Origin of the sequence: Chryseobacterium piperi (assembly GCF_002285635.2) — a bacterium.
In the GTDB taxonomy this organism is placed as follows: Bacteria; Bacteroidota; Bacteroidia; order Flavobacteriales; family Weeksellaceae; genus Chryseobacterium; species Chryseobacterium piperi.
On record NZ_CP023049.2, the window covers coordinates 3658906 to 3683372 of the forward strand.

The window sequence follows — 24467 nt, forward strand, 5'->3', positions numbered from 1 at the left end:
ATGAACAACTGAGAGTATGTTTGTTGTATTAAACAATAAGAATAAAATTATCCTTGTTCTATGGTATTAATGTCTTTCTCTACACAGACTGAAGCCTTCCAATAGATTATGCTTGCAAGCAATGCTACACCTGTTGCAGATAACAATGAGTAGCGTATGGCATTAACACTATATGTTTCGGATAAAAGATCATTAAAAAAACCTGGAACAGAGCTGCCAAAACCATGACCGATAAAGTTGCAGGAAATGGTTAATATTGCTGCTGCCAAAGTACGTACTTCTACACGCGTGACAGTCTGAGCTACACCCCAGGCTACTCCAATATGAAATGCGAGAAAGAATGTTGTAATGCCGAGTCCTATAATAGCCATTGCAGCACTGGTTGAGAATAAAAACAACAGAGAAAAGGTTGCACACAAAAATGTTGCTATAGCAGGGATTTGTAAGATGTACTTATAGTCTTTCTTTCCAAAAGTATTGGAAAGCCATCCCCCAAGAAAAGCACCTGCAAGACCGGTTCCCCCTTTTACAACTCCAACAATCAATCCTATTTGCTTTCCGTCGAAGTGATAGATTCTTCTGAGGAAAGTTGCTTCCCATGTACTTAATGCATAAATCACGAAAGCTCCCATAGTGGTGGCGATCAGTACGAGACGGTAACTTCGCCGACTAAAAATGTCTTTGAGAGCTTCCCGTAAAGGAATTCCCAGCTCTTTTAGCTTATAATGCTCTTCTGAGCTGCCACGTAACGGTTCCTTCATGGTTAAGCGGATAACCAGAGCCAGTATAAGTCCTGGAGCTCCGGCAAAAAAGAAGGCGTACCGCCATCCTAACATTTGGCCGACAAGACCTGCAATGAGATAGCCTAAAAGTATTCCGAGATGGAGCCCTCCGGAATAAATGCTAAAGGCTTTAGGGCGCTTTTCTTTTGGGAAAAAATCAGAAAGAAGAGAATGCCCCGGAGCAGAACCCATTGATTCTCCAAAACCAACCATGATTCTGGCAATAGTAAGCTGAAGAGTATTAGCCACCAGTCCACTAAAAGCGGTCATGGCGCTCCAGATAGTAAGCCCCGTAACAATAATATTCCTTCTATTATATCGATCGGCTAGTCTTGCTACAGGAAAGGTCATCGCAGAATAAAAAGCAACAAAAGCGAAACCGGACAGTAAGCCCATCACAGTATCTGACAGATGGAATTCCTCTCTGATAGGGTCGAGAAGTACATTGAAAATAACACGATCCAACAAGCCTAGTGCAAATACCAGGGTCAGTAATAGTAGTGCATAATTAGGCCGGGTTTGCCCCAGCCTTCTATGCTCTGAGATTTGAGAGTCCATATAAGTTTTGTTTTTTTGGTGAGTATAAGGTATACAGGTACTAGCTGATCTGCTTCACGACCCTGTTAATTTGGGCAACATGGATGTTGTCGTGTTCAACTATGAAATGATCTATGAAATCCCTTAACTTCATTAATCCGAATTTAGGATTCATATGCTGAATTTCTTTTTCAAGATCGGCAGGTGTCAGTTTTTCAAATAAACGGGTAATCTCTGCATAGCTTTTTTCCAGACGGTTCCGGATTTCAGCTGATGATGGCTGAACCTTATCTGCTTCTTCTATATTGGCTAAACGGGCTGGATTATCCATTTTTCGACCAATAGAAAGAGAAGGATCATGCAGTACTTTTTGGATTTCGTTTACAAAGAAAACCCGGGCCTCTCCAATATGCCAGAATACAATACCACAAGACCATTCTTCAAATGAAGGTCTGGTATATAATTTTTGTGTGGGAACAACTTCATCTAATAATTTCAAAAAGCTTTTTTGGGAATGTTGAAGAGATTCTTTGATTTCTTGCAAGTTTAATGTTGTATTGCTCATAATTTATGTTTTAAGAATTGTAATTATTTAATTGTATTTTGTAGTAAGCCGATATTGGTAATTTCTACTTCCACTACATCTCCTCTTTGCATGAATACTTTAGGAGTTCTCCCAAATCCGACACCAGAAGGCGTGCCAGTAGCAATGATGTCTCCAGGATTTAGGGTCATGATTTCTGATATAGCTTCAATGAGAGTGGGAACATCAAAGATAAGATCACCAATAAAAGATTCCTGCATTACCTGTCCATTCAGCCGAAGTGTAATTTTGGAATTAGCGAGGTTTTCTATTTCATCAGGGGTTATGAGCATTGGACCTATAGGACCATGTCCATCAAAGTTTTTTCCTTGCATCCACTGAATAGTCCTAAACTGATATTCACGTACCGTTACATCATTAAAGCAAGAATATCCTGCTACATATTCTAAAGCATTTTCCTTTTTTATGTTTTTCCCTTTTTTACCGATAATAACTGCCATTTCAGCTTCATAGTCCAAGGAATTGGATAAGTCTATATAGGGAACATCTTGTTTGTGGCCATTTAAGGTTGTAGCCATTTTTGCAAATAATACCGGCGTTGAAGGCATTTCGCGTTTCATTTCCATAATATGATGCTTATAATTCAACCCCACACATATAATTTTCTCAGGAGATCCTACTACGGGAAGCCATTCAATCTGGTCTTCTTTCCAAACCGTATTTTCTGGAAGTTGATTCCAGTTTTCCTGAGCATACGTTATAACCTTTTCAGCATCGGATAATCCGGAAGTGCTTTTTAAAGATTCCTGTATACTGGGAGCTAAAGAAATCTTTGCCAAACTGGCAATTTCATTAAGATCAATGATTTTTTCCTGAACAAAAGCTCCGAATTTGGGTTCTGAAGAACCGACGGTAAACATTAATAATTTCATTGGTTGTATTTTAAAATTGAATATGATTGATTAGAGAAATTTAGAGAGGGCTTTTAAAAACTTCACGGACGAATTGATGACCGTTATTTTCGAGATAAGGTTCTTCCCTGTATTTATCGAGTGCCCGCATCAGTGGGATATCACTTACAGAGAATAGGATGGCATCAGAATTCTCCGAAATATTACAATGTTCATGACAAGCCCAGGTAGGAATTACAAAAAAATCCCCTTCTGACCAGTTAAATTGTACTCCATCTATTACTGAATAACCGCTTCCTTCAAAAACATAATATACATTACTGGAAACATGGCGATGGGCTTTGGTATGTACTTTAGGACGAATCATTTGTATTGATGCTCCAAAAGTTTTCATGACCGCTTTTCCATTGAAAGAATTGACATATTCCAGAGCCAAATCATCATAAGGACTGGCTTCATCTGCTTCTTTAAGATCATTAAGCGCTTTTAGAGTGTCTTTCCATTTATAAACAGATACCGGAGGATACTCATTGATAGGGGGTTCCCATAAAGGGCGGTAATTTCCATTGCCATGCTTCAGTACTGATGCATTCATTTTTTTGGTTATTTCCTGTTGATCCAAATGATAAGATTCAAAGAAATTGGCATTAAGGTAGTTGGTAACGGGAATATCTAAAGCGTCTAACCAGATTGCATGCTTATCATTGATAGAACCATGGTCATGCCATAACATGGGAGGATTAAGTACGTAGTCTCCTCTTTCCAAAAAAATTCTGTTTCCTTCAACAGTACTATAAGAACCTTCACTTTGAATAATGAATCGTGATGCTTGTGCAATATGGCGATGCGGAGGAGCGATCTCTTTACCATTCAACCATTGTAATGCCATCCACAAAGTCTCAGTAGCATAAGGTTTTCCATTAAGACCAGGATTGCTTAGTCCTAAAGCGCGTCGATCCCCTCCGTCTTCAAGCTCAACCAGTTTACCAGCTGTTGATGCCAGCTGATGCAGCTGATCCCATTTCCAAAGCCAGGGGATAGCGGCCGGGCTAGGGTGTAACGGTAATACATCTTGCTCTACAAGCCAAAGAGGAGTTAAATTCTGCTCTTTTAGCCTGGAGTATAGTGCTTCTTTTTCTTTCATAATATAGTATTTGTGATATTATTTTATTTTTATTATTCAAAACACTGATTGTTTCTTTTATTGGATTAATTATTATCATGGTGATAAATTTAAATATAAATAAATGAATATTCCAAATGAAATTTGAATAAATTTAAATATTGTGATAATTTTAGTTTTTTGTTTATTTATTTTTAAATAGTATTTAAAGTAATATTTTATAATGAATATGAGAATAGAACTGTAATGATTATATTTGTATAAAACATCTTTATGTCGACCAAACACATCATTATGTCTATGTTGGAAATAGCTCCTATGACAGGCTATGAGATTGCTCAAAATCTGAGTACTTCAGTAGTTCCGTTTTGGAGCGCTACTGCCAGCCAGATTTATAATGCACTCAAAAGTATGAAGGAGAGTAACCTGGTAGAAACTGAAAATAGTATCAGGGGGGAAAAAATGAATGTGGAGCAGTATACTCTTACCCACACCGGTCGAAAAGAGCTTGATGATTGGATTCAGGAGGATATTCAGTATATCCCGATTCGGGAGCCTTTTTTACTTTGGTCTTCTTATATGGAGAAATGTACTTTGGAAAAAGCGATTTCTATCATAGATAAACATATTGAGAGATTTGAAAAAAGAGCGCATCAGCTTGAAGAAGCTACCTATAAAATACAAACCAATGAGTATAAGCTTATGAAAATGAGATCGGAATCTACCCCGAAAGAAAAGCTTAAAAAAATCCAGATGGCTCGTGCTTTTGCTTATGGGGAAATTGCTGCAAAAGCACGATTTGAAGTGGAGCAGGCTAAACGTATCCGGCAATTTGCTTATTCTTTTTTTTCAGAAAATGACTAATAAAAAAACAAAACCTAATACGAAGTAAAGTATTCTGGTTTTTTTTGAATGCTTTTGTATGGGCGGAATTTATTTTTCCGGCTAATGTATGGGTGTATTTTCATCATTTTATCTCCCTATTTTTTATGCTTATGATTTGAGTATAAATGTGTTGAATTTTAATTTATATACCTAATATTCTTTTTAGGTAGTAGTACTTTGTTAAATAGTATTAAAATATTATGTTTGCGATAAGTTATACGAATATAATATGAAAAAAACACTATTTAAGATTGGATTGCTTCAATCCGTATTTTTTTGTTGGGGTGGGCTGTATGCGCAAACTACAGATTCAATTAAAACTGCAAAGATTGATGAAGTAGTAGTAACAGCTTACGGAGTCAAAAAAGAGAAAAAAGCATTGGGTTATGCTTTTCAAGATGTAAAAGGTCAGGCCCTAGTAGATGCCAGAGAAAACAATGTTACTAATGCTTTAACTGGTAAGGTTGCCGGTCTTCAGGTGATTAGAGGTGGGTTTGGACCGGGAGCGTCTTCTAAGATTAACCTTAGGGGATTTACTTCTATAAAAGGAGATAATCAGCCTTTGATTGTAGTAGATGGAATTCCCATCAACAATTCAGCAGGAGTGAAGGCGAAAGCTCAGGAAAGTGGTAATAAGAATAATGATTTCTGGAATCCAGATATTGATATGGGGAATGGATTAAGTGATATCAATCCCGATGATATTGAAAGTATTTCTGTTTTGAAAGGTGGTGCTGCGTCAGCATTATACGGTGCAAGAGCAGGGAATGGAGTCATTCTTATCACTACAAAAAGCGGAAAGAAAAGAAATGGTATTGGAATTACTTATTCTACAAGCTTAGGGTTTGAAAATATTTTTATGAAACCTGAGCTTCAGAGTAGTTTTGGTCGTGGAAATAACGGATTGGCAAATCCGGCTGGAGATACCTCTACTTCAAGTTGGGGACCTGCTATTGATAAATCAAAAGTAAATGATAATCTAAAAAACTTTTTTAGAACAGGAACCAATACGCAACATACTTTAAGCTTTCAGGAAACCTTAGGTGAGGGGACCAATTTGTACACCTCTGCGAATTATTTATACAATAATAGCATGATTCCTAATTCAAAATATGAAAGATGGAATTTTATGGCAAGAATCAATTCTAATTTTGGAGCCCGCAAAAGATGGACCTCGGATATTAAAGTTCAATACGTAAGCACTAATGCTATTAACAGACCTTCGGCAGGGCAAGGGGACGGTAATTATTATCCCGGTATTTTATTATTGCCTCGTGATATTAATATCAGAGATTATAGAGAGGGGATGACCCAAAATAATGTCCAGCAGAGATGGATTACCAATGATGGAATTAATCCATACTGGTCAGCTTATAATAGACTGAATGAGGATAAGAAAGACAGGGTTTTACTAAGTGGTTATTTAAAGTATCAATTTAATGACTGGTTAAGTGCAGATGCTAGGGTAGGAACTGATTTTTATTCTTTAACTGCTGATTCACGGACATGGACTGGTTCCAAAATGGAGAATTCCTATAATACAAGTCAGGAAAAGTTTTACGAAAACAACTATATAGGTAGTATTACAGCGAAGAAAGATAATATTATAGGGAAGTGGAGTGGTTCCCTTTCCGCTTATGGACAAATGATGGCATCGAGAACTAAAGCAATCTATTTGTCAGCACCCAAATTGGTTATTCCTAATCTTTTCAATATTAATAATGCTGAAGGGAATCCTGGAATAACGGAGGTTATTTTAGACAAAAAAATCAACTCCGTATTTGGTGCTGCAGAAATTAATTATGATGGATACTGGTTTATCAATGCTACATTAAGAAATGATTGGACTTCTACTCTGAATACACAAAACAGGTCATATAATTACTCTTCAATAGGGACTTCATTGGTATTGACAGATATGATCGAAAAACTGTCTGATAAAAAATCTGATATTTTAACATTTGCTAAGCTAAGAGCATCCTATGCAGTTACAGGGAATTCCCTGGATCCTTATGAGCTTTATAATACCTACGTGATTAAAAGAGATCCCAATGGAAATATCATTGCTGAAAGAAAAAAGACCTTATATGATGACAATCTTATAAGTGAAAAATTGAAAAATTTCGAAATTGGGGTGGATATTAAATTATTCAACAGGGTTTCTATAGATTTCAGTTATTATGATTCCCGAGCTGTAGACCAGTTATTGGATTTGCCTATGAATCCAATGTCAGGCTATAATAATAGAAAGGTCAATGCTGGAATAGTACAAAACAAAGGAATTGAAATTGTTTTAAATTCTGATGTTATTAAAAATGAAAAGTTCGTATGGAATGCCAATATTAATTTTTCACAGAATAAAAATACGATCAATGAGCTGGATGGAAAAATATCTCAATATCCATTAGGCGGTTTTGATGATGTTGGAATATTTGCGGCCGTAGGAAGAAGATATGGGGCAATATTTGGATCAAGATTTTTAAGAGTGCAGGATGTTAATAGTCCTTACTATGGGAAGCTTATTTTAACAAGTAACGGTTTGCCACAAATAGATAGGGGGCCTTATTTTTTAGGAGACCAGTCTCCGAGAGTATTGTTTGGTTTTATAAACAGTTTTTCTTATAAAAATATTGGATTATCATTCCAGATTGATGGGCGTATAGGAGGAAAGTTCTACTCAGCAACCCAAGCAGGATTACAACGTTCGGGATTAGCGAAAGAAACAGCGCCCGGAGGAAAACGGGACAAATTTGTAGTGGATGGAGTAATTAATAACGGGAGTAATTATACGGTAAATAATGCAGAAATTACCCAGCAGGATTACTGGGCTGCTGTGGGTACCGGAAATTTGGGAATAACTGAACAAAATGTTTATGATGCGACCAATATACGGTTAAGAAATATTCAGCTTTCTTATACTTTTCCGAAACAGCTGTTTGAAAACTTCGCTCTCAAGAGTGCAAAAGTATTATTTACGGCTAACAACGTCTGGATGATTTACAGTAAAACAAAAGGAATAGATCCTGAGTCTGTATTTGCGATAAGCTCAAATGCGACAGGATTCGAAAACTTCGCTTTTCCTACCATGAGGTCCTACTTATTTACACTTACTTTAGGTTTCTAATAAAATTAAAATAAAATGAAAAAATATATAATTCCTGCTTTAGCCACATTCCTGATGATCTCCGGATGTAAAGATTTTGAAGAAATAAATGTAGACCCTTTGTCTCCGAATATTAACCAGGTAGAACCTCAATACTTCTTAAATAATTCTATTCTTGGCGCTCAGCAAGATCCTAATATCGCCGAAAGAGTTTTTGTTCTTTATTGGAAAACAGCGGCAAGACAGCATTTGAGTACAGGTATTGCTGGTGGAGCAGATAATGATTCCTGGTCCGTTGAGTATTGGAAATATCTTTCAGAATGGCTGAATAATGCAAATGCAGCCATTGAAATAGCCAATGGAAGGAAGGAAGCAGGTAATCCACAACCCTATTATGATAATTTAATTCAGATATCCCGTATATGGAGGGCTTATTTGATGAGTGAGTTTTCAGATAATTTTGGACCTCAGCCTATAAGGGCTTTTCAAGGGAGTAATCCTGATTTTAATTCAGAAAAAGAAGTCTATTATTTTATTTTGGACGAATTGAAAGATGCTACAGCAAAAATGAATCTTAATCAACCGATTCCTTCTGACAATATTTCAAAATATGATATGGCGTATAAGATGAATTGGTCTCAATGGGTCAAATATGCGAACTCCATGCGTATGCGAATTGCGATGAGAATATCCGAAGTAGACCCTGCAAAAGCAAAGGCAGAATTTGAAGCTGCAGCGAATTCTAATATGTTTATATCTGCAAGCTCGGACAATTTCACCGTGGCTGAAAAACCGGGATGGGATCCCCTTACAGGAGTAATGTCTAGAGAGTGGAATTCGCAGTTGTTATCAGCAACATTGAATAATTTATACATTGGTTTGGGGGGAATTAATTCTATAGACCAGTTGAGTGCAGATAAACATAGTGCTGTAAAGACCGACGATTATATGGGGGTGAAATATGAAGAACAGTTCACAACACTTACCAATGATCCGTCAGCAGGATATTGGCTTGATGGTCTTCCCAATAAAATAGATCCAAGAGCATATAAAACATTCTATATCCCCGGTGATTTTACTAGTCCTATTTATTCTCTTTATCCTACTTATACTAATGACGCAAGTACGAATTCAGGTATTTTAACGTTTGCCAATAACAGTACGGTTACAATTAATACGGTCAATACCTGGAATGCATCCACTATTGGAAACTGGGGCGTAAAAGGTCAAAGAAACGGATTGAGAGGTTTGATTGGCCGCGCACCAGCTTTAGGGAAACAATATCGGCAAAGTAATAACTCACGGATATTTTTTGCAAGCTGGGAATCCTATTTTCTGATTGCTGAAGCTGCTTTAAAAGGATGGTCGACCCCGATGAGTGATGAAGCTGCTTATAATAAAGGGATTCAGGATAACTTTGTTTATAATGGGGTTTCTCAGTTTTACGGACAATATATTACTTCCACCGATTATAACCGTGACGGAACTTCTGTAGCATACAGTCATATCTCGGAACCTGGAGCAACGCATATGATGAAGTATAAAGATCCGGCGACCAATAATTTGGTTTCGGTCTCTGTAAACTATCCTGTGAATACCATTTATAAAAATGGAGCTTTTAAAAATGATAAACTGACTAAGATCATTACACAGAAATATCTGGCCAATATGCCCTGGCTTCCATTAGAATCTTGGAATGATCACAGAAGATTAGGATTGCCATTTTTTGAAAATCCGGCTGTGGAAACTCCTTTGGTGAATTTGCCAGCGATTACAACAGGGAATTATATGACTAATTCTATTAAAAATTTTCCTCAAAGATTAAGATATCCAAGCAGTTTCCGGAATTCGGACCCGAACGGTTATCAGAAGGCAGTACAGCTTCTGGGAGCAGAAGATGCTACTCTTACTCCGCTCTGGTGGGCTAAACATTAAGGGAATATGATGAATGATACTAAACCTCTTTCGATAAGATTGAGGTTTTTTTATGGAGTGAATTAAAGAGCTCCGATAGTAAAAACGATCCTGCTATTATAGGCTGCTGCAGGGACAGTAACTGATACCCCCGTTAATTCTAGCTGTAAAGGAATGTTGTTATAGGTGGCGAGGGCCAATACTGCGGCTATTCTAAATAATTCGACATCAGAGGTGGTAATAGGTTGATACGTGGTTCCTCCGGTAATTGTACATAATAAGCAGACTGTAGTTCCGTTTCCTGTTCTTCTGATGTTTAAGGTCAGCGCATTATTCCATGTCGGATTGGCTACATAACGGACAGATACTTTACCGGTTCCCAACAATAAAGGAACACTTGCGGTCAGGAGAATTTGATTCGTTGCACTTTCATAAGTTCCGGCATAATTAGTTCCTGCCTCTGTTATAGAAGGGACGCTTACCGTCCAGTTGCTTCCCCCTACAGTTAATGTTTGTGAATGTACAGGGCTTGCTATTAATAATAACAAAAAAAAGCATATACTATTTAGAGTAAGGTTTCTTTTTTTTAAAAAATCAATAGGGTATCTCATCTCATTCATTTTATTCAGTGATCGTATAGGTAATAACAACCGGGGTATTGGTTCGAGCTAAGTTAGCATAGGTGTTAGGAACCAGGCTGATCGTAAGTCTATGTCCATTATTGGCCCCATTTCCTGTGAACGCTCCTCCTATTCCGGTAATAATATTGATTGGAGTGGTAGTAAGAGTCACTTGTGCGGTAGGTATTCCTAATGTCCCCCCTCCTGCACCTGAAGCAGCAGCGGCCTGTAATTTTATATCCACTCCGGTAATAGTCTGATTGACCGATGCGGTAACTCTTCGGGTAAGTCCTCCAGCCGCAATAGCAGAAGTGTAATTAATCCATTTTGTAGTATTTACCGCTGGGTTTGTAATAGGTAATCCCGCCTCAGTAGGTGCCACAAAACTTAATGTGATATTGCCGGTAGGCTCTATATCTAATAAAGTGACAATAGGTAGTGTTACAGCAGCTGTAATCTGTGAATATATTTTACCAGACAAAACCAGAAAGATTATACAGAATGTAGATGGGAGTAGTTTCATTTTTGTTTTTTTATGGTATTATATCCTACTTTTATACTTTCCTGTTGATATTTAACCCCTGTTTGCTGTTTTACAACATCAATAGCAAGCATCTTGGTTTCGGAAGGGTGTAATGTAAAATGGAAAGTGTCCATGGAAATCTTGTAACGCTTATCCAGTCCGTTTCTATAAACTTTTACGTCCCATTCTCCCGGACGTAAATAAGTAAAGTCAAAGTTTTCATTTACAAAAGCCACTTTTCGATAGGTTTGCTCTCCGTTAGTCGCTTCGATAATGATACTTTCTTTTTTCTTTCTTTCTCTTTTTAATTGAAATTGGGCAAAACTTATCTGGTTTTCATCAGCCTTTTCATTGAAAGTAATAAACCCTTGAATGTTAGAAGCCGTAGTTAAATTAAAATTAAATATATTTTCTTTATTGTTCAGTATGACGGAAGCAGGCATACTAATGTCGGATATATCATTAATTCCGGTTGTTGACCGGTCTATTTCCAGTAAATAGTCTCCGGGGCTGATATTTTTAAATATAAAATTCCCGTCTTTATCAGTTACTGAAAGATGGTTTCCCAACGTCAGTCTTACACCATCGATTTTCTTTACCCCTTGATTTCCAATATTTCCGGATAGAGTGGTGTATTCTGCAATTTTCTGTACCGGCATATTGACACGCCATGTGTAGCGTAATGAAAATATAAAATCTTTATTTCCCAGCTGCCCCCTTTGTAGTGCATAGCGTCCGGATATATCAAATTCATGGCCAGGGAAAAGGCGTTGATGAAACAGGACTTCAAAAAGATTACGGTCGTTAAAATATTCTTCAGGTATATAATTGTTCTGATAAAAGATACTGAGATCGGACTGCGGAGTAAACCTGCTTATAATACGGGCTCCATAATATACCTGTTTTTGATTTTGCATCTGATAACGAGAGGTTATCGCATAACTTCCAAAGACATTAAAAGAAGTTTTAAACTTTTCAAAAGCTAAGTTAACGGTATAAAAACTGGAATTTCCTGTAAACCCAATAAGGTAATTATCTGTTTTTCCTAATTGCCCTTGCAGATTCACTTGAAAAATACCGATCTGTTGATCAATACTCAGTCTGATGAACTTTTCGTAATAATCAAACTGTCTAGGCTCTAGCCTATCCCGATATTTCTGAAATCCATTGAATAGCATGACAGTACCGGTTCTAAGGTATTTATAGCTGATTCCATATTGAAGATAATTTCTATATGGTGCTGCTAAAAATAACGTATCCCTTTGAAAATTCCTGGCATCCTGAACATAATTAACAAACATATCCAGGCGTTTGGTGATTTTGTATTGTAGGTTTCCGTTGAACGTACTGGTATTGGTAAAGTATCCGGCAAATTGCGGACTGGCTCTCATATACATAACATTTCCATTGATTTTATCATAGCTTCCCAAAAGCTGGACCATATAAGCATTTCCTTCTGTCCGGTCGGTTTTACTGTAAGCCAGTTCACCGGAAACATCCAGATTTTTATTGAGCTTAAACTTTCCTATAGCGTAGGGTAAGTGGGCATTGGAATCTAATTTCAACCCATTAAATCCTAAAATATTTTCTCCGGTTCTCGGGATTTTATATAAATAACCCGCAGTAATTTCGGATTCTTTATTAAGCTTATAAGTCGAGTATGCATTAAATTCATCTTTAATATCCCGGAAAAATCTCGGGTGATTATAAAACCCGCCGACACTAAATTTTTTAAAGTTGTAACGCAGCTCCCCACCTCGGCCGTATCTGGCATATTCTGTAAGAAAGGACGAAGAATATGTTTTATCTCCCAAGTGAACAAAATAGTTTTCCCGTCTGTAGTTAATAAAATATTCCTCATATTGGGTAAAGGAGTTGAATTCAACAGGGTTGGAACTTGCTGCATGAAATTCAAGAATTCCTTTGTTATCTTTATCCAAACTACCTTTACCATAGAGTTCTCCTTGAAATCCGTCGTGATAGATTCCACGATTTTTCATTCCGATAAATGATAAAGATGCTGATATGGGTAACCGGTGATAAATATCGTCTTCTGTTGGTTTTACAGAAATAATTTTGGTGCTGCTGTAGGCGGTTTGGTTTTCCTGGGGATAGTCTGGAGAATAAACAGAGAGATTAAGGTTTTGGTATTCATTTTTTCCTAAACCGGGATCTGTTTTTTTGCTGATGGTTATTATTTTTGCTTCCCCGGGAGGCAAGAGAAGTGAGGCATCGTGATCTACAACGGCATTCTTGCTTTCAAGTATCAGTTTTTCAGTGATGTTTCCGCTGTTTTTTAATAAAAATGAAGATGTGATAATATCCCCTGCTCTTACGAATTCAGGAGAATTGATTGCGGTTAGGGATAGCTTTCTGCTTCCGGAAATTTCTATTTCTAAATTTTTAATAAGCTGCTCACCATCATTTTTTTCTGTTCCATATAAGATTACTTTATATTTTCCTTGGGGAGTTTCAGTAGCAATGCGAAGGGGAACAATGTATACTGTGTGTTCAGATGGTTCGATAGAACAATCATTCTTGGTTAAAATGGGAGTGATATAAGGACTTGACGTTTCAACCCTGATATCATAGGTTTTATTTTTTGATGTAGTGTTTTCCAGAGTAAAAGAAATAGACGTAGCTGTTCCCGGCAGTAGACTATCTTTTTTGTTGACAAATTGGTTAGATTGTTTTTGAGAAAAAATAAGTACTGGGAATAGTATGATAAGGTATAAAGCCCAATTTTTAATCATTTTTTACTTCTAGTTCCACATTGAGAGCAAAAGCATTTTCATCTTCATCTGTTGCGATGATGACTGCATTGTATTTGTCAGGTGGGATTTTACTGATGTCAATAGGGAAAGATTTGGATGTTTGAGGTAATAGTCCCATGGCCAGGCTTGAAAATGTTCCTATTTTCTGTCCGCTCTTGCGGTTATACATCTCAATAGTTGCTGTAGGTTTACAGTAAATATCGCCCTTATTGGAGATCGCAATTTTTAAAACCTGTCTGCCTTCTTCTTTCTCGACCTTTACACTTTCAAACTTCAGGTCAGGTTTTATATTCTCGGCATTATAATCAGTAATCACCTGAATGGCATATCGGACAATAGAAGTTATATTAACCCCTGCCTTGCTGTCACTTGGTTTTACATCTTCTACAGGTTCGACAATAATTACACTCCAGTAACTTCCTGGCTTCGCAAGCTGATTAGGAACCGTAATTTCATAATAAACTTCGGTCTTTTCCTTGGCTTTCAGAGTAATGTAATTCGTATTAAGCTTAATCCAGTCACTATTGGTTTTCTCATTAGTATGAGGTTCTGTGTAATTAATAGAGCCGTTTGCCTGATAGGTAAAGTCTTGTAGAAATATTTTTACATTCTGTGGCTTGCTGCCCGTATTTTCTATCGCTACTTTTCCTTTATAAACCTGCCCGGATTCTACTTTATAATTGTGGGTAAGACCATTTAGTACTACGATACTTGCCTGTAAAAATAAGTAGGGTATAATAAGGAAAGCAAAAAAGAAAATGCGTTTTATCATTCTTTTAGAAATTTTGAGGTTGATATCAGGCACGAGAAAACTAAGAAGAAACTGACCAAGCGATTTCTTCTTAATTAAAGTGAGGATTTTTAATAATTAATTGTCCGAAATAGTGTAAGTAACAGTAGCAACAGTAGTTGTTGTTGCCTGTAAATCTGCATAAGCAGCTACTCCACCAGGTCCACTCCCTGCGGCTAAAGCGTAGGTAAGATTGTGACCATTATTGGCACCGTTTCCTGTATAGGCACTCCCAATCCCTGAGATGATTGTTTGATCAGCAGCGCTCAATGTTAACTGGGCAGCTGGTGTTCCTAATGTTCCTCCACCTGAGCCTGTAGCAGCGGCAGCAGTAACATGAATGTCTACTCCCGGAATCAATGCATTTAATTTTACAGATACATTACGGGTTGGATCTGCTACTGATTTGATGGATGAATAATTTAACCAGAGCGTTGTGTTGGCAGGACTTGCAATAATAGGTTGTCCGGCTTCCGTAGGAGCAGTAAATCCTAACGTAATGTTTTTAGTAGCAGCAGGTTCAATGTCCACAAGAGCAACTTCAGGAACAGTGATTGCAATGGTATGATTATCTGTGTTGGTATCTTGAGCGCTTACATGGGCAGAGATTGCCAAAGCCACTAAAGAAAGAGATAATGGAAATTTAAATTTTTTCATGGTAGGTATATTTAATTTTGAAGTGAAGTTAATAAAATTTTCAATTAGTATTCATGTTTTTTTTCTTTTATGATTCTATTTGCTTATTATCAGTTGCTTAGAAGGAATATTTGTCATTTATTTATCACCAATGTTTGAAATAATATTTTCGTTAATCGAGCATTAAAACAATGGTGTTTTGTATTATTTACTTCAAACAAATGTATTTTTTTAATTAAAATAAAAAAAGACCTTACGATGATGCAAGGCCTTAATTCATTTTATAAAGATTTGTGGTTACGCCCAATGCGGGTCTGAAATGGAAGTTTTTCCAGTTTCTATACGTCCTGAAAAGTGCCATATATGCCCTTGAACATCTATTTTCAGATCATACCATCCTTTATTTTTATTTAATTTAAAGATTATTTTTTCTTCAGTTTTGCTTAATGAAATTTTTCTTTGATCTTTTTCATACAAGTCTTCTAAAGTAGCAGATATAGTACTTTTTGTGTGTTTTTTGAAAATCAATTGAACCTCATTATTCTTGGTGTCATTTAAAAGCCGGATTTCTAATTCCGGTTTCTGAGCTCCTTTAAATTTTCTATAAAAGCCATTGGGACCAAAGACTTCATAATCATATATGCCCGGATTTACAGGATGTGATAATTCCAGCTTATCATATAAGGCATAAGAAAAGTAATAGTTATCCTGATTCTGATCCAACTTAGTTCTGTCATAAACTAATAATGGAATTGCGGTTTCTCTTAAATTGGTCATTTTGATATGCCCATCTTCCAGATTAACAAGGTAATTATAAGGTAAAGCATTAGATGGTTTAATTCCTTTTTCCTGAATCTCTAATAAATTATTGCTAAGCTCCTTTTCAGTATACCACTTGAGGTTAGGGACAGGTTTGTTCTTCGCTGCATTAATGGTCTTTGCATAATCTTTCTGATTTATGTAATCCATTGGAGGAACTTTAATATTAGAAGCGTTAAATGCAGAAGTTAAATCTCCGCAAATTGCCCTTCTCCAATCACTGATATTATCTATCGTGGTATCTTTATTAAACTTTTTCTTGATGAATTTTTCAAGGAATTGCAAAACGGAAGTATGATCTGAAACTTCAGAGTTTACAAAACCACCTTTTGTCCATGGTGATGCAATAATCATAGGCACACGGTATCCTAATCCAACGGCTCCTTCTATGCGTTCATAATCCTTTAATTTCGGAGAAGACATATATTCCTGGTTTTTGTTGACATATTCAACACCTTCTTTTCCATTTATATCAACTGGCTGGCTGGGGTTCAATGGAGGAGCAAAAGGAAGAACATGATCAAAATAACCGTCATTTTCGTCATAATTAATAATGAAAATGGTTTTTTTCCAGGTTTCAGGATCGTTTGTAAGAATATTTAAAACTTCTGAAATATACCATGCCCCATACCATGGTGAACCCGGATGGTCGGAAAAATGTTCAGGAGCAATTAACCAGGAAACGAGAGGAAGCTTTTTCTCTTCCACATCCTTACGGAATTGGAATAAAACATCGCCTTTAGGCACTACCAGTCGCTCTCCGTGCTCATCCGTTCCTATCTCTAAATTCCAAAAATCAGGATCTCCGGTATTCGTGGTAAATGCTTTTTCATGGAGATTCTTTTCCTTTTGAGAAAGTTTGGAATAGTTATCCGGATGATACTTTACCAGATCATCCTGCAATTCTGCAATTACAGATTCCAATCTTTCTTTCTGATTAGGATTTTTTTCAATTTCTTTTTTAAGATAACTGATGACATTAGGGATGTTTTGATAATACCCTTTTGAAAATTTTACATGGTATGCGGAGAACCATTCAATAGGATTGTCTGTGAAGTTACTTAACCAGGCTTCCTGTTCTCCCGACATTCCTTTAGGTAAGCTGATTTCATTCTGGTATATTTTCCATGAAACATTTTGCTCTTCTAATATTTCAGGAAAACTTTTCCATCTTGCCTGGCGGTTGTTATCATAATCAATATTTTCATTATATACATTGGCTTTTACTTTGCCATTTTGCTGTTCCCTAAGAGTTCCTGACCAATGAAAAAGTCTGTTGGGTGTAGTACCTGTAAGAGAAGAACAAAAGTATTGATCGAATATGGTAAATGCATCGGCTAGCTGATAATAGAATGGAAGATCTTCGCGATTATAATATCCTAAAGTAAGCGGAATATTTTTGTAATCTTTATTTCCTGAAGCTTTTGACTGTAACCATCGGTCATATTTTCCTTTATTTAAAGCTTTTTGCTGATCAGACCAGGAGTGCGGTAATGAGCTCATCCAGGTAGATTTGGTATTTCTTAAGTCTAAACGGGCAGGAGAAGCATATCTCCCATCATTTCCTTTCTGAAAAAAAACAGAATGCCCGTCAGGTTTAACAAATGCTTTTTTGTCAAGAAAGCCCCTTACTCCTTTAAGAGATCCAAAAGCATGATCAAATGACCGGTTTTCCTGCATCAGAATAACGACATGTTCGGCATCATAAAATGTGGATAAGGCAGCCGGTTCTATGGTGAGCGCTTTTAAAATGGAAGGATGTAAAACACTTGAAGTTCCTAAGCCTGCCAGTAATAAACTGGATTTCTGTAAAAATTCTTTTCTGTTCATACTGAATTATAATAAAAGAAAGAAACCGCAAGATAATAGTATTTTCCTGCGATTTCTTTTTGAAAGATTAAAAATTTAAAATTTTATTGCAGCCACCATGGTTTAGAATTGATTTGATCATTTCCTCCATATTGGGTTGCTAATGAAGCTTTAAGATTAGCACTGTTGTAATTGTATTCAGATTGTGGATATCTAAATCTGAATGGTGCTGAGGTTCCGGTCGGTAAAGGATAATTCGGATAACCTGTTCTTAAGTAATCGTAATAAGAAGTCCATTGTGCCTGGTGGAACATGGTCATATATTTCTGAGTCATAATTCTTTCCAGCTGGTCCGCTAAAGGGGCTGAATTATTATAAACAACTAATGGTGTTGTTAAATATTGATTCACATCAAATCCTGAAAAATAAAGATTTGGATTTTTAACATAAGTCTGGTAGAAAGTGAAGCTGGCTTTAACAGCATTGTCATAATGTGTTTTTGCAGATCCTGAGATCCATCCTCTTGCAGCTGCTTCCGCCAGAATAAACTCTAATTCGGAATAACTTAAAACAGAAGAAGGTTCATTGGTAGGATCTTTATAGAAACGGTCATTGACTTTTGAAATATTCTTAGCAGCGACTAATGCAGCATTATCAGAATAAGAAGAAACCGGATTTCCTCCGTTATATCCGGTAAAATCTGTTATAGGCTTTCCGGCTTCTTTTGCAGAAGTGGTTTGAGCTGCAAAAGTAAATAAACGTGGATCCTGTCTGTTTTTAAAGAAATTAATGAAATAATCTGCCATATACAGACTCGAACCATAGCTACTATTGTTAAACATACTATACCTGCTGTCAGCTGCATCTGCAAACTTAAGCTCTCCGTTATCTGTAATAGAAGTCATTAAAGGCTGACTTCCTACGATTGAAGCAAATTCAGTGGCGATATTATAGTTTCCAACAGTGGTTTTCTTAGACAGAGAGATTAATATTTTTAAACGGAAAGAGTTGATGAGCTTTTTCCATTTGGTTGCATCACCCTTATATACAATGTCACCTTCAATTTTATCATTAGAATTGATGAGGTCATTGGCCTCTTTCAATTCCGTTAATATTCCGGACATCACTGCTTCCTGGCTGTCATATTGAGGCTGAGTAATTCCAGACTCTCCTTTTATTGCCTGTGAATAAGGAATACCACCAAACTTTAAGCTCAAATTGAAGAAATAATAAGCTCTGAAAAATTTACCGATAGCAGTATAGTTTTTATTATTGATCCTTTCCGCTTCCTGCATCATTTTTACAGTATTCAAAAGTCCTTTTGTATAAACCTCGAAAGAAGCATCATTCCATTTCATATACTGGTAAACATTCTCCCCATCGATTCCGATCATCATTCTTGAGGCATACATATTCTCACCATTTACCTGAAAAGCATCTTGTGAAACGAATGTTAAAAGAGATTTGGGATCAATGCTTGCCTGGTCATTAGGGTTTTCATTGATTTTATCAAGACTTGTTTCACATGAAGTAAGGGCAAAAGCTCCTGTAATGATTAATGATTTTATAATATTTTTCATTTTGACTGAAAGATTATTTAATTAAAATTTAAGATTAAATCCGACTCCGAACCATCTACTTGAAGGATCTTGAATATCATTTCCCGACCCAATTTTCGATGGATCTTTACTGTCATTTCCGGTTCCTATTTTGAAATCGGGATCTGAATAAAGATTTTTTGCTTTTTTCCACATGGCCAAATTATAGCCGGATACGTTTACTGTGAAATTTTTCACAAATCCCTTGGGATTAAGTAAATAGGAGAAGTCATATTCAAGGATTACAGATCTCAGTTTTACAAAGGTTCTGTTGAAAACATTAGCAAATACATCACTTTCATCCTCAGTTACCCTTGCACGGTAAGGATAGTTTTGTGCCCAGTCCTGGAAGCTTATTGCTTTTGTATGGGGTGTATAAGTGCCAGTAGCAGCATTGTAATTTACCCCATCAGGAACAAAATAATAGGTTCCCGGATTAGCATACTCCCGATCTCTGTACTCTACAGAATTAGGATGTTTTCCGCCCCACCACATTTTTTCTACAACCTGAGACCTCATGACCCCACCAATACTTCCGTCGATACCAATATTTAAAGTGAATTTTTTGTACTTGAATGTATTGGTGAATCCAAATATCCAATCAGGATTGAAATGGCCTAAGTTCGTTGGATTGTTAGCTCTTGTAGGCATTCCGGTTTCAGCACTCAGGATGACTTTTCCATCTGGGGATTTCTGCCATGTATAATCATAATAACTATCCATTCTTTCTCCTAATTGGATATTTTTGTAATTAGGCATGTTATCATAGATAGAAGTTAGCTTTTGTTCGTACGTACTCCAGTTAATCAATGATTTCCAGGTAAAATCTTTTGTTTTTATCGGAACCAGTCCTAAGGAAATTTCAACACCTTGGGTAGTATATTCGTTTCCGTTTACATATTGAGTTTTGAAACCTGATGATTCAGCACTTGGAAACTGAAGGATGTTGTTATAGTCCAACGTTCTGAAATAGGTAGCATCTAATGTAATTCTGTTTTTGAATAGCCCCGCGCTTAAACCTAATTCGTATGATTTCGTTTGTTCAGGTTTAAGAGAGTTTTCATAATTTAAGGCTGTTGGATAATAGTTAGTGGGATTTCCGTTAAATGCAATTCCATTATTATTTAAATAATAATTTCTAATCGAATAGGGTTGGAAGTCATACGCAACTTTTGCCCACGAAGCAGAAAGCTTTAACATATTAACAGCCTCCGGCATCTTAACAAGATTTGATACGACGGCACTTAATGAAGCAGAAGGGTAGAAGTAAGATCTGTTAGCTTTTGGTAGGGTAGAAGACCAGTCGTTACGTCCCGAAACGTTGATGAAGAAAGCATTGTATAAACCAATATCCATGGTGCTGTAGGCACTATAGATGATTTTTTCTTTGAGATAGTCATAATATTTTATGGCTCCAATAGAATTGTCTAATGAATACTGCTCAGGAACTTTCAAACCATCTGTTGAAGCTTTATCAACATTGTTTTTATAATAAAATGTAGAAGCTCCGGCGTTGATGGCAATATCAAAATTATCAGAAAACTTTTTCTTATAGGTAGCTAAAACATCAGAATTGAGATTCCAGGTTTTTTCATCATTCAGAATATACCCGCCGGTTCTTGGCGCGCTATAATTGAAATAAGAATAAGGACTTAAGATTTCCTGTTTGTTATGATTTTGAACGATAGATATATTACCCTTTATTGAGAAGTCTTTGGTAGCTTTGTATTCCAGACCTGTTTGAGCATTGATGATATTAGTCCTGTTTTGATTTTTGTAATAATTGGCTCCAAACCAAGGGTTATTGTACCAGGCGTAATTCCAGTTCGCTTGTAAGGTTCCTTCTCTACCGGGTACCCACATATTATTTTTTAAGGCTCTTCCATCTACATCGGCTCCCATCCAGATGAGAATAGTATACATGTGCCCGCTGGGATTATAATCGTAATTGGGAACGTTTGGGGTAAAAGTTTGGGTGAAGTTGAACTTGGTGTTAAAAGTTAATTGATCAGTCAAATGATTTTCTGAAGAAAAATTAACGCCATAACGTCGTAAATATGCTTCCGGAACTCTGTCATCATAATTCATAAAATTACCCGAAAGTCGGTAGGTATCTTTATTACTTTTATAGCTTACCGCAAAACTGTTATTATTGATGACAGCCGGTTTTAAAAAAGTACTTAAATTATCATGATATTCCCAGTCAATAGGAACCCTTTCATATCTTGACTTATCGTTATACTGACTTCCGGCAACAGTTCCATACCATGGAATAACCTGCCCTGTAACTTTATCTCTGATCGGACTGTTCCATTGTGCGATTTTTAATCCTGGAACAAACTTCGGTCCCCAGATCATATCTCCATCATTTACTCCACCATCTGCACCGTCCCAGAATTCGTATTTTCCATGAGATCCGTTTCCATATTGAGTCTGAGTTTTAGGAAGATTTGTAAACCCGGCTGTGATCATTGTATTTTGTGAAAACTCTACCGTAAAACCTTTCTTCTTCGCATTTTTTGTAGTGATCAAAACAGCACCAAACCTTCCTCTTGATCCATATAATGCAGAAGCTGTTGCTCCTTTTAAAACATTAATATTATCAATATTATTAGGATCTAAATTTTGAAAAACTTCTTTTTCAACGATGACTCCATCGATTACAAATACCAGGTTAGAATTTCCTCTTAATGTAAATTCCGGTGCCTGCTGCATTCCGGTGGGATTGGAGACATTTAATCCGGCAACTTGTCCGGAGAAGAGATTTCCTATACTTGGAGTGGTAATAGTTTCAAATTGTTTAGTTCCTACTTCCTGAGTAGCATAACCAATTTTTTCTTTTTTCTTGGCAATTCCCAAAGCAGTAATCACCACTCCTTCGATTTGTTTTTCATTTACTTTTTTTAAAACAATAGAATATTGTCTTTTAGAAGACACTTCTATGCTGTAAGATGAATAATCCGGTGAGTAGAACTCTAGAATGTCTTTGGGGTTTGCAGTGATGGTAAAATTACCATTTTCATCAGTGGTAACAGATTGTCCTGTGTTTTTGTCAGTGATGTTGACACCTGAAACACTGGTGCCGTTTTCGGATTTTACATTTCCGGAAATGTGGATTTCTTGAGCAGTTAAATAAAGGGGGAGCAAAAAAATCGCAAAAGTAGCTAAAGTCTTCTTCATTTTTTTGAGGACAAATTTAGCTGCGTATTGTTACCAGTATTTTAATGATATATTAAGATAAAAATACGATTTAACGAATTGGTAACTAAAAAAGTTAATATAAGTGTAAAACGGAAAAGGTGAATTATATAGCTGTTTTTGTTTTATTATGGGTACTATAAGCAAGGGCTATGGAGGATCTTCTTTAAAATCTACTCAGTATTCCCCAATGGATTTTAATGTCATTGAACTTAAATGGATTTCCGAATTCATTCCCGTTAGATAGCTGGAAGCTCATGAGTCCTATAGGAATAAAAAAGTTGAATCCGAGACCGACACTATAGAGTTTGGGCTTTACATTTAAAGACTTATTATTCAGTTGCCCATATTGTCCAAAGAGGTCAAAAAATGCCTGATTGCCTATAAGATAGCGGTATTCTAAACTTCCGTAATAATAGAAATCGGCGGCCAGGGAATTCTCATTGAATCCCCGCATGGAATTCCAACCCCCAAAACGATACAATTCGTTGGCAGAAAAATCAACCTTTGAATCCATCATTGCTCCTTCTCCCTTTATGTTGAGAAAGTGGTTTCCGGAGATGTGATAATTGTGCTCCCCAAAGAAGTAAAACTGATTCTGATTGGCTTTGATATTATCTTTAGTATAGGTAGTGGATAAGAAGTCATAGCCGGCCGTTATTTTTGTTTTGTAAAGAAAAAGATCAATATCCGTTGGTTCTGTCATTTCAAACCAGACCCCAATACCTTTTTTATTATAATCTTTACCTTGTACGTAAAGGGTATCAATGATGCTTGATGTTTCAAAAGTTCCTCTCAGACCAATTTTGTTTCTGTTATTCATATGATAGTATAAAGCAGGTAATAATTTTACGTTGGCAAATGTTGAATCCTGCCGGAAGATATTCACCTTCATATTTAAACCGACATTGGATTTAAAAAGATAGGGGATATCAGTTTGGAGATCAAATGTCTGCCCTTTGTCGGGGTTTCGCTGCCAGTATAAATTAATAGCTTCAAAACCGTTAAACATATTCCTGAAATTAACATTCAAGGTTCCGTTAAGAGTGAATTTTTCTGTTTTATCATTTCCAAAACCGATCACACCATCAAATGTATTGGTCTTTTTCTTTTCCATGAAAAGATAAATCTGTGTCGAATCTTTGGTAAATAAGGTCTGAGGTGGACGTTCTAATGTAATAAAAGGGTGACTCTGAAAATTTTTATTGATCGCGATGAGGTTTTTGTCATCGTAGGTCTTTCCTTTGAAATCTTTCTCAAGATTTTTGATAAATCGTTTCGGAACATTCTCATATCCTTTTACCACAAACCCATTTATCGTTCTTTTATCGTTCTTGTTAATATCCAACTCTACAATAGGGTATCCGTTTTTCTGTCCTTTATATTTAGACTTGATCCTACTGAAAGAATATCCGTCATCAATGTACTTTTTATTGATATTCTTCTTGGTGGAATCCAGGTTTTTAGTGAAGAAATCTTTTTCTATTTTTAGTTTACCAGCGATAGAGTCGGAAAGATTAACATATGTCTCGTTAAAATTTTTACCCTTGTCGTAAATAATTTCTGTACTGTCGCCCTTTATTTTTACCTCTTTCAATTGGGTGAAGAAATAATTGCTTTGAGCCAGGGAATCAAGAAACTTTACAGCAGAGGCTGAGTCTTTAACTTTTTTAGTTTGTTTGGTTTGTATATCTGTAAGCCAATACATTTTCTTTTGCGCCTGAATAAAAACGCAAAACAGTACAAAAAATATTTTCAGAAATAACTTCAATATTACATTTATTTAAGCCATTAAGATATGTGATTAAATGCTTTAGAATACTCAGAAGACCTCCTTCATCAAAATGAACAAACATTCATAAATTGAGAACCTAACAGTTTAACGATTTTACAATTTCACT

Annotated in this window: 16 protein-coding genes; 3 read left to right on the plus strand and 13 right to left on the minus strand. The window is 36.3% G+C overall.

What is annotated here, in order from left to right:
• Positions 1 to 47: 47 nt before the first annotated feature.
• Genes CJF12_RS16020 through CJF12_RS16035 form a run of 4 tightly spaced genes read right to left on the minus strand, consistent with a single transcriptional unit; the run spans position 48 to position 3918 of the window.
• Positions 48 to 1340, minus strand: a complete 1293-nt coding sequence (locus CJF12_RS16020; protein WP_034682746.1) for a spinster family MFS transporter — start codon at positions 1338 to 1340, stop codon at positions 48 to 50.
• A 40-nt stretch (positions 1341 to 1380) separates the two neighbouring features.
• On the minus strand, positions 1381 to 1884 hold the full coding sequence (locus CJF12_RS16025) for a DinB family protein (protein ID WP_034682744.1): 504 nt from the start codon (positions 1882 to 1884) through the stop codon (positions 1381 to 1383).
• Positions 1885 to 1907: 23 nt separating this feature from the next.
• On the minus strand, positions 1908 to 2795 hold the full coding sequence (locus tag CJF12_RS16030; RefSeq protein WP_034682742.1) for a fumarylacetoacetate hydrolase family protein: 888 nt from the start codon (positions 2793 to 2795) through the stop codon (positions 1908 to 1910).
• Positions 2796 to 2835: 40 nt separating this feature from the next.
• Complete coding sequence (locus tag CJF12_RS16035) at positions 2836 to 3918, minus strand: cupin domain-containing protein (RefSeq protein ID WP_034682739.1); 1083 nt, start codon at positions 3916 to 3918, stop codon at positions 2836 to 2838.
• A 252-nt stretch (positions 3919 to 4170) separates the two neighbouring features.
• Here CJF12_RS16035 and CJF12_RS16040 point away from each other — a divergent pair, with 252 nt between their 5' ends.
• The 3 genes from CJF12_RS16040 (at position 4171) to CJF12_RS16050 (ending at position 9820) form a co-directional block, all read left to right on the plus strand.
• Entirely contained in the window at positions 4171 to 4761 is a 591-nt protein-coding gene (locus CJF12_RS16040; RefSeq protein WP_084675614.1) for a PadR family transcriptional regulator, read from the plus strand.
• A gap of 250 nt (positions 4762 to 5011) precedes the next feature.
• Positions 5012 to 7906: a SusC/RagA family TonB-linked outer membrane protein gene (locus CJF12_RS16045; RefSeq protein ID WP_034682736.1), complete on the plus strand. Its 2895-nt coding sequence runs from the start codon at positions 5012 to 5014 to the stop codon at positions 7904 to 7906.
• Positions 7907 to 7921: 15 nt separating this feature from the next.
• Complete coding sequence (locus CJF12_RS16050) at positions 7922 to 9820, plus strand: SusD/RagB family nutrient-binding outer membrane lipoprotein (protein WP_034682732.1); 1899 nt, start codon at positions 7922 to 7924, stop codon at positions 9818 to 9820.
• A 62-nt stretch (positions 9821 to 9882) separates the two neighbouring features.
• Here CJF12_RS16050 and CJF12_RS16055 read toward each other — a convergent pair whose 3' ends face one another.
• The 9 genes from CJF12_RS16055 to CJF12_RS16095 form a co-directional block, all read right to left on the minus strand.
• Complete coding sequence (locus CJF12_RS16055) at positions 9883 to 10347, minus strand: hypothetical protein (RefSeq protein ID WP_228379074.1); 465 nt, start codon at positions 10345 to 10347, stop codon at positions 9883 to 9885.
• Positions 10348 to 10420: 73 nt separating this feature from the next.
• Complete coding sequence (locus CJF12_RS16060) at positions 10421 to 10942, minus strand: hypothetical protein (protein ID WP_034682729.1); 522 nt, start codon at positions 10940 to 10942, stop codon at positions 10421 to 10423.
• Positions 10939 to 13695, minus strand: a complete 2757-nt coding sequence (locus tag CJF12_RS16065; RefSeq protein WP_034682727.1) for a COG1470 family protein — start codon at positions 13693 to 13695, stop codon at positions 10939 to 10941. The genes CJF12_RS16060 and CJF12_RS16065 overlap by 4 nt, the downstream gene beginning before the upstream one ends.
• Positions 13688 to 14488, minus strand: coding sequence for a WxL protein host-binding domain-containing protein (locus CJF12_RS16070; protein ID WP_034682724.1), 801 nt, complete (start codon positions 14486 to 14488; stop codon positions 13688 to 13690). Before CJF12_RS16070 ends, CJF12_RS16065 begins: the two co-directional genes overlap by 8 nt.
• A gap of 96 nt (positions 14489 to 14584) precedes the next feature.
• Entirely contained in the window at positions 14585 to 15163 is a 579-nt protein-coding gene (locus CJF12_RS16075; protein WP_034682722.1) for a hypothetical protein, read from the minus strand.
• Between the two features lie 276 nt (positions 15164 to 15439).
• Positions 15440 to 17791, minus strand: coding sequence for a phosphocholine-specific phospholipase C (locus CJF12_RS16080; RefSeq protein ID WP_034682720.1), 2352 nt, complete (start codon positions 17789 to 17791; stop codon positions 15440 to 15442).
• Positions 17792 to 17874: 83 nt separating this feature from the next.
• Positions 17875 to 19350 (minus strand): SusD/RagB family nutrient-binding outer membrane lipoprotein, encoded by a 1476-nt coding sequence (locus CJF12_RS16085; RefSeq protein WP_034682718.1) that lies wholly within the window; start codon positions 19348 to 19350, stop codon positions 17875 to 17877.
• 21 nt (positions 19351 to 19371) lie between these two features.
• Positions 19372 to 22548: a SusC/RagA family TonB-linked outer membrane protein gene (locus CJF12_RS16090; RefSeq protein WP_034682716.1), complete on the minus strand. Its 3177-nt coding sequence runs from the start codon at positions 22546 to 22548 to the stop codon at positions 19372 to 19374.
• 184 nt (positions 22549 to 22732) lie between these two features.
• Complete coding sequence (locus CJF12_RS16095) at positions 22733 to 24274, minus strand: BamA/TamA family outer membrane protein (protein ID WP_228379073.1); 1542 nt, start codon at positions 24272 to 24274, stop codon at positions 22733 to 22735.
• Positions 24275 to 24467: the final 193 nt, after the last annotated feature.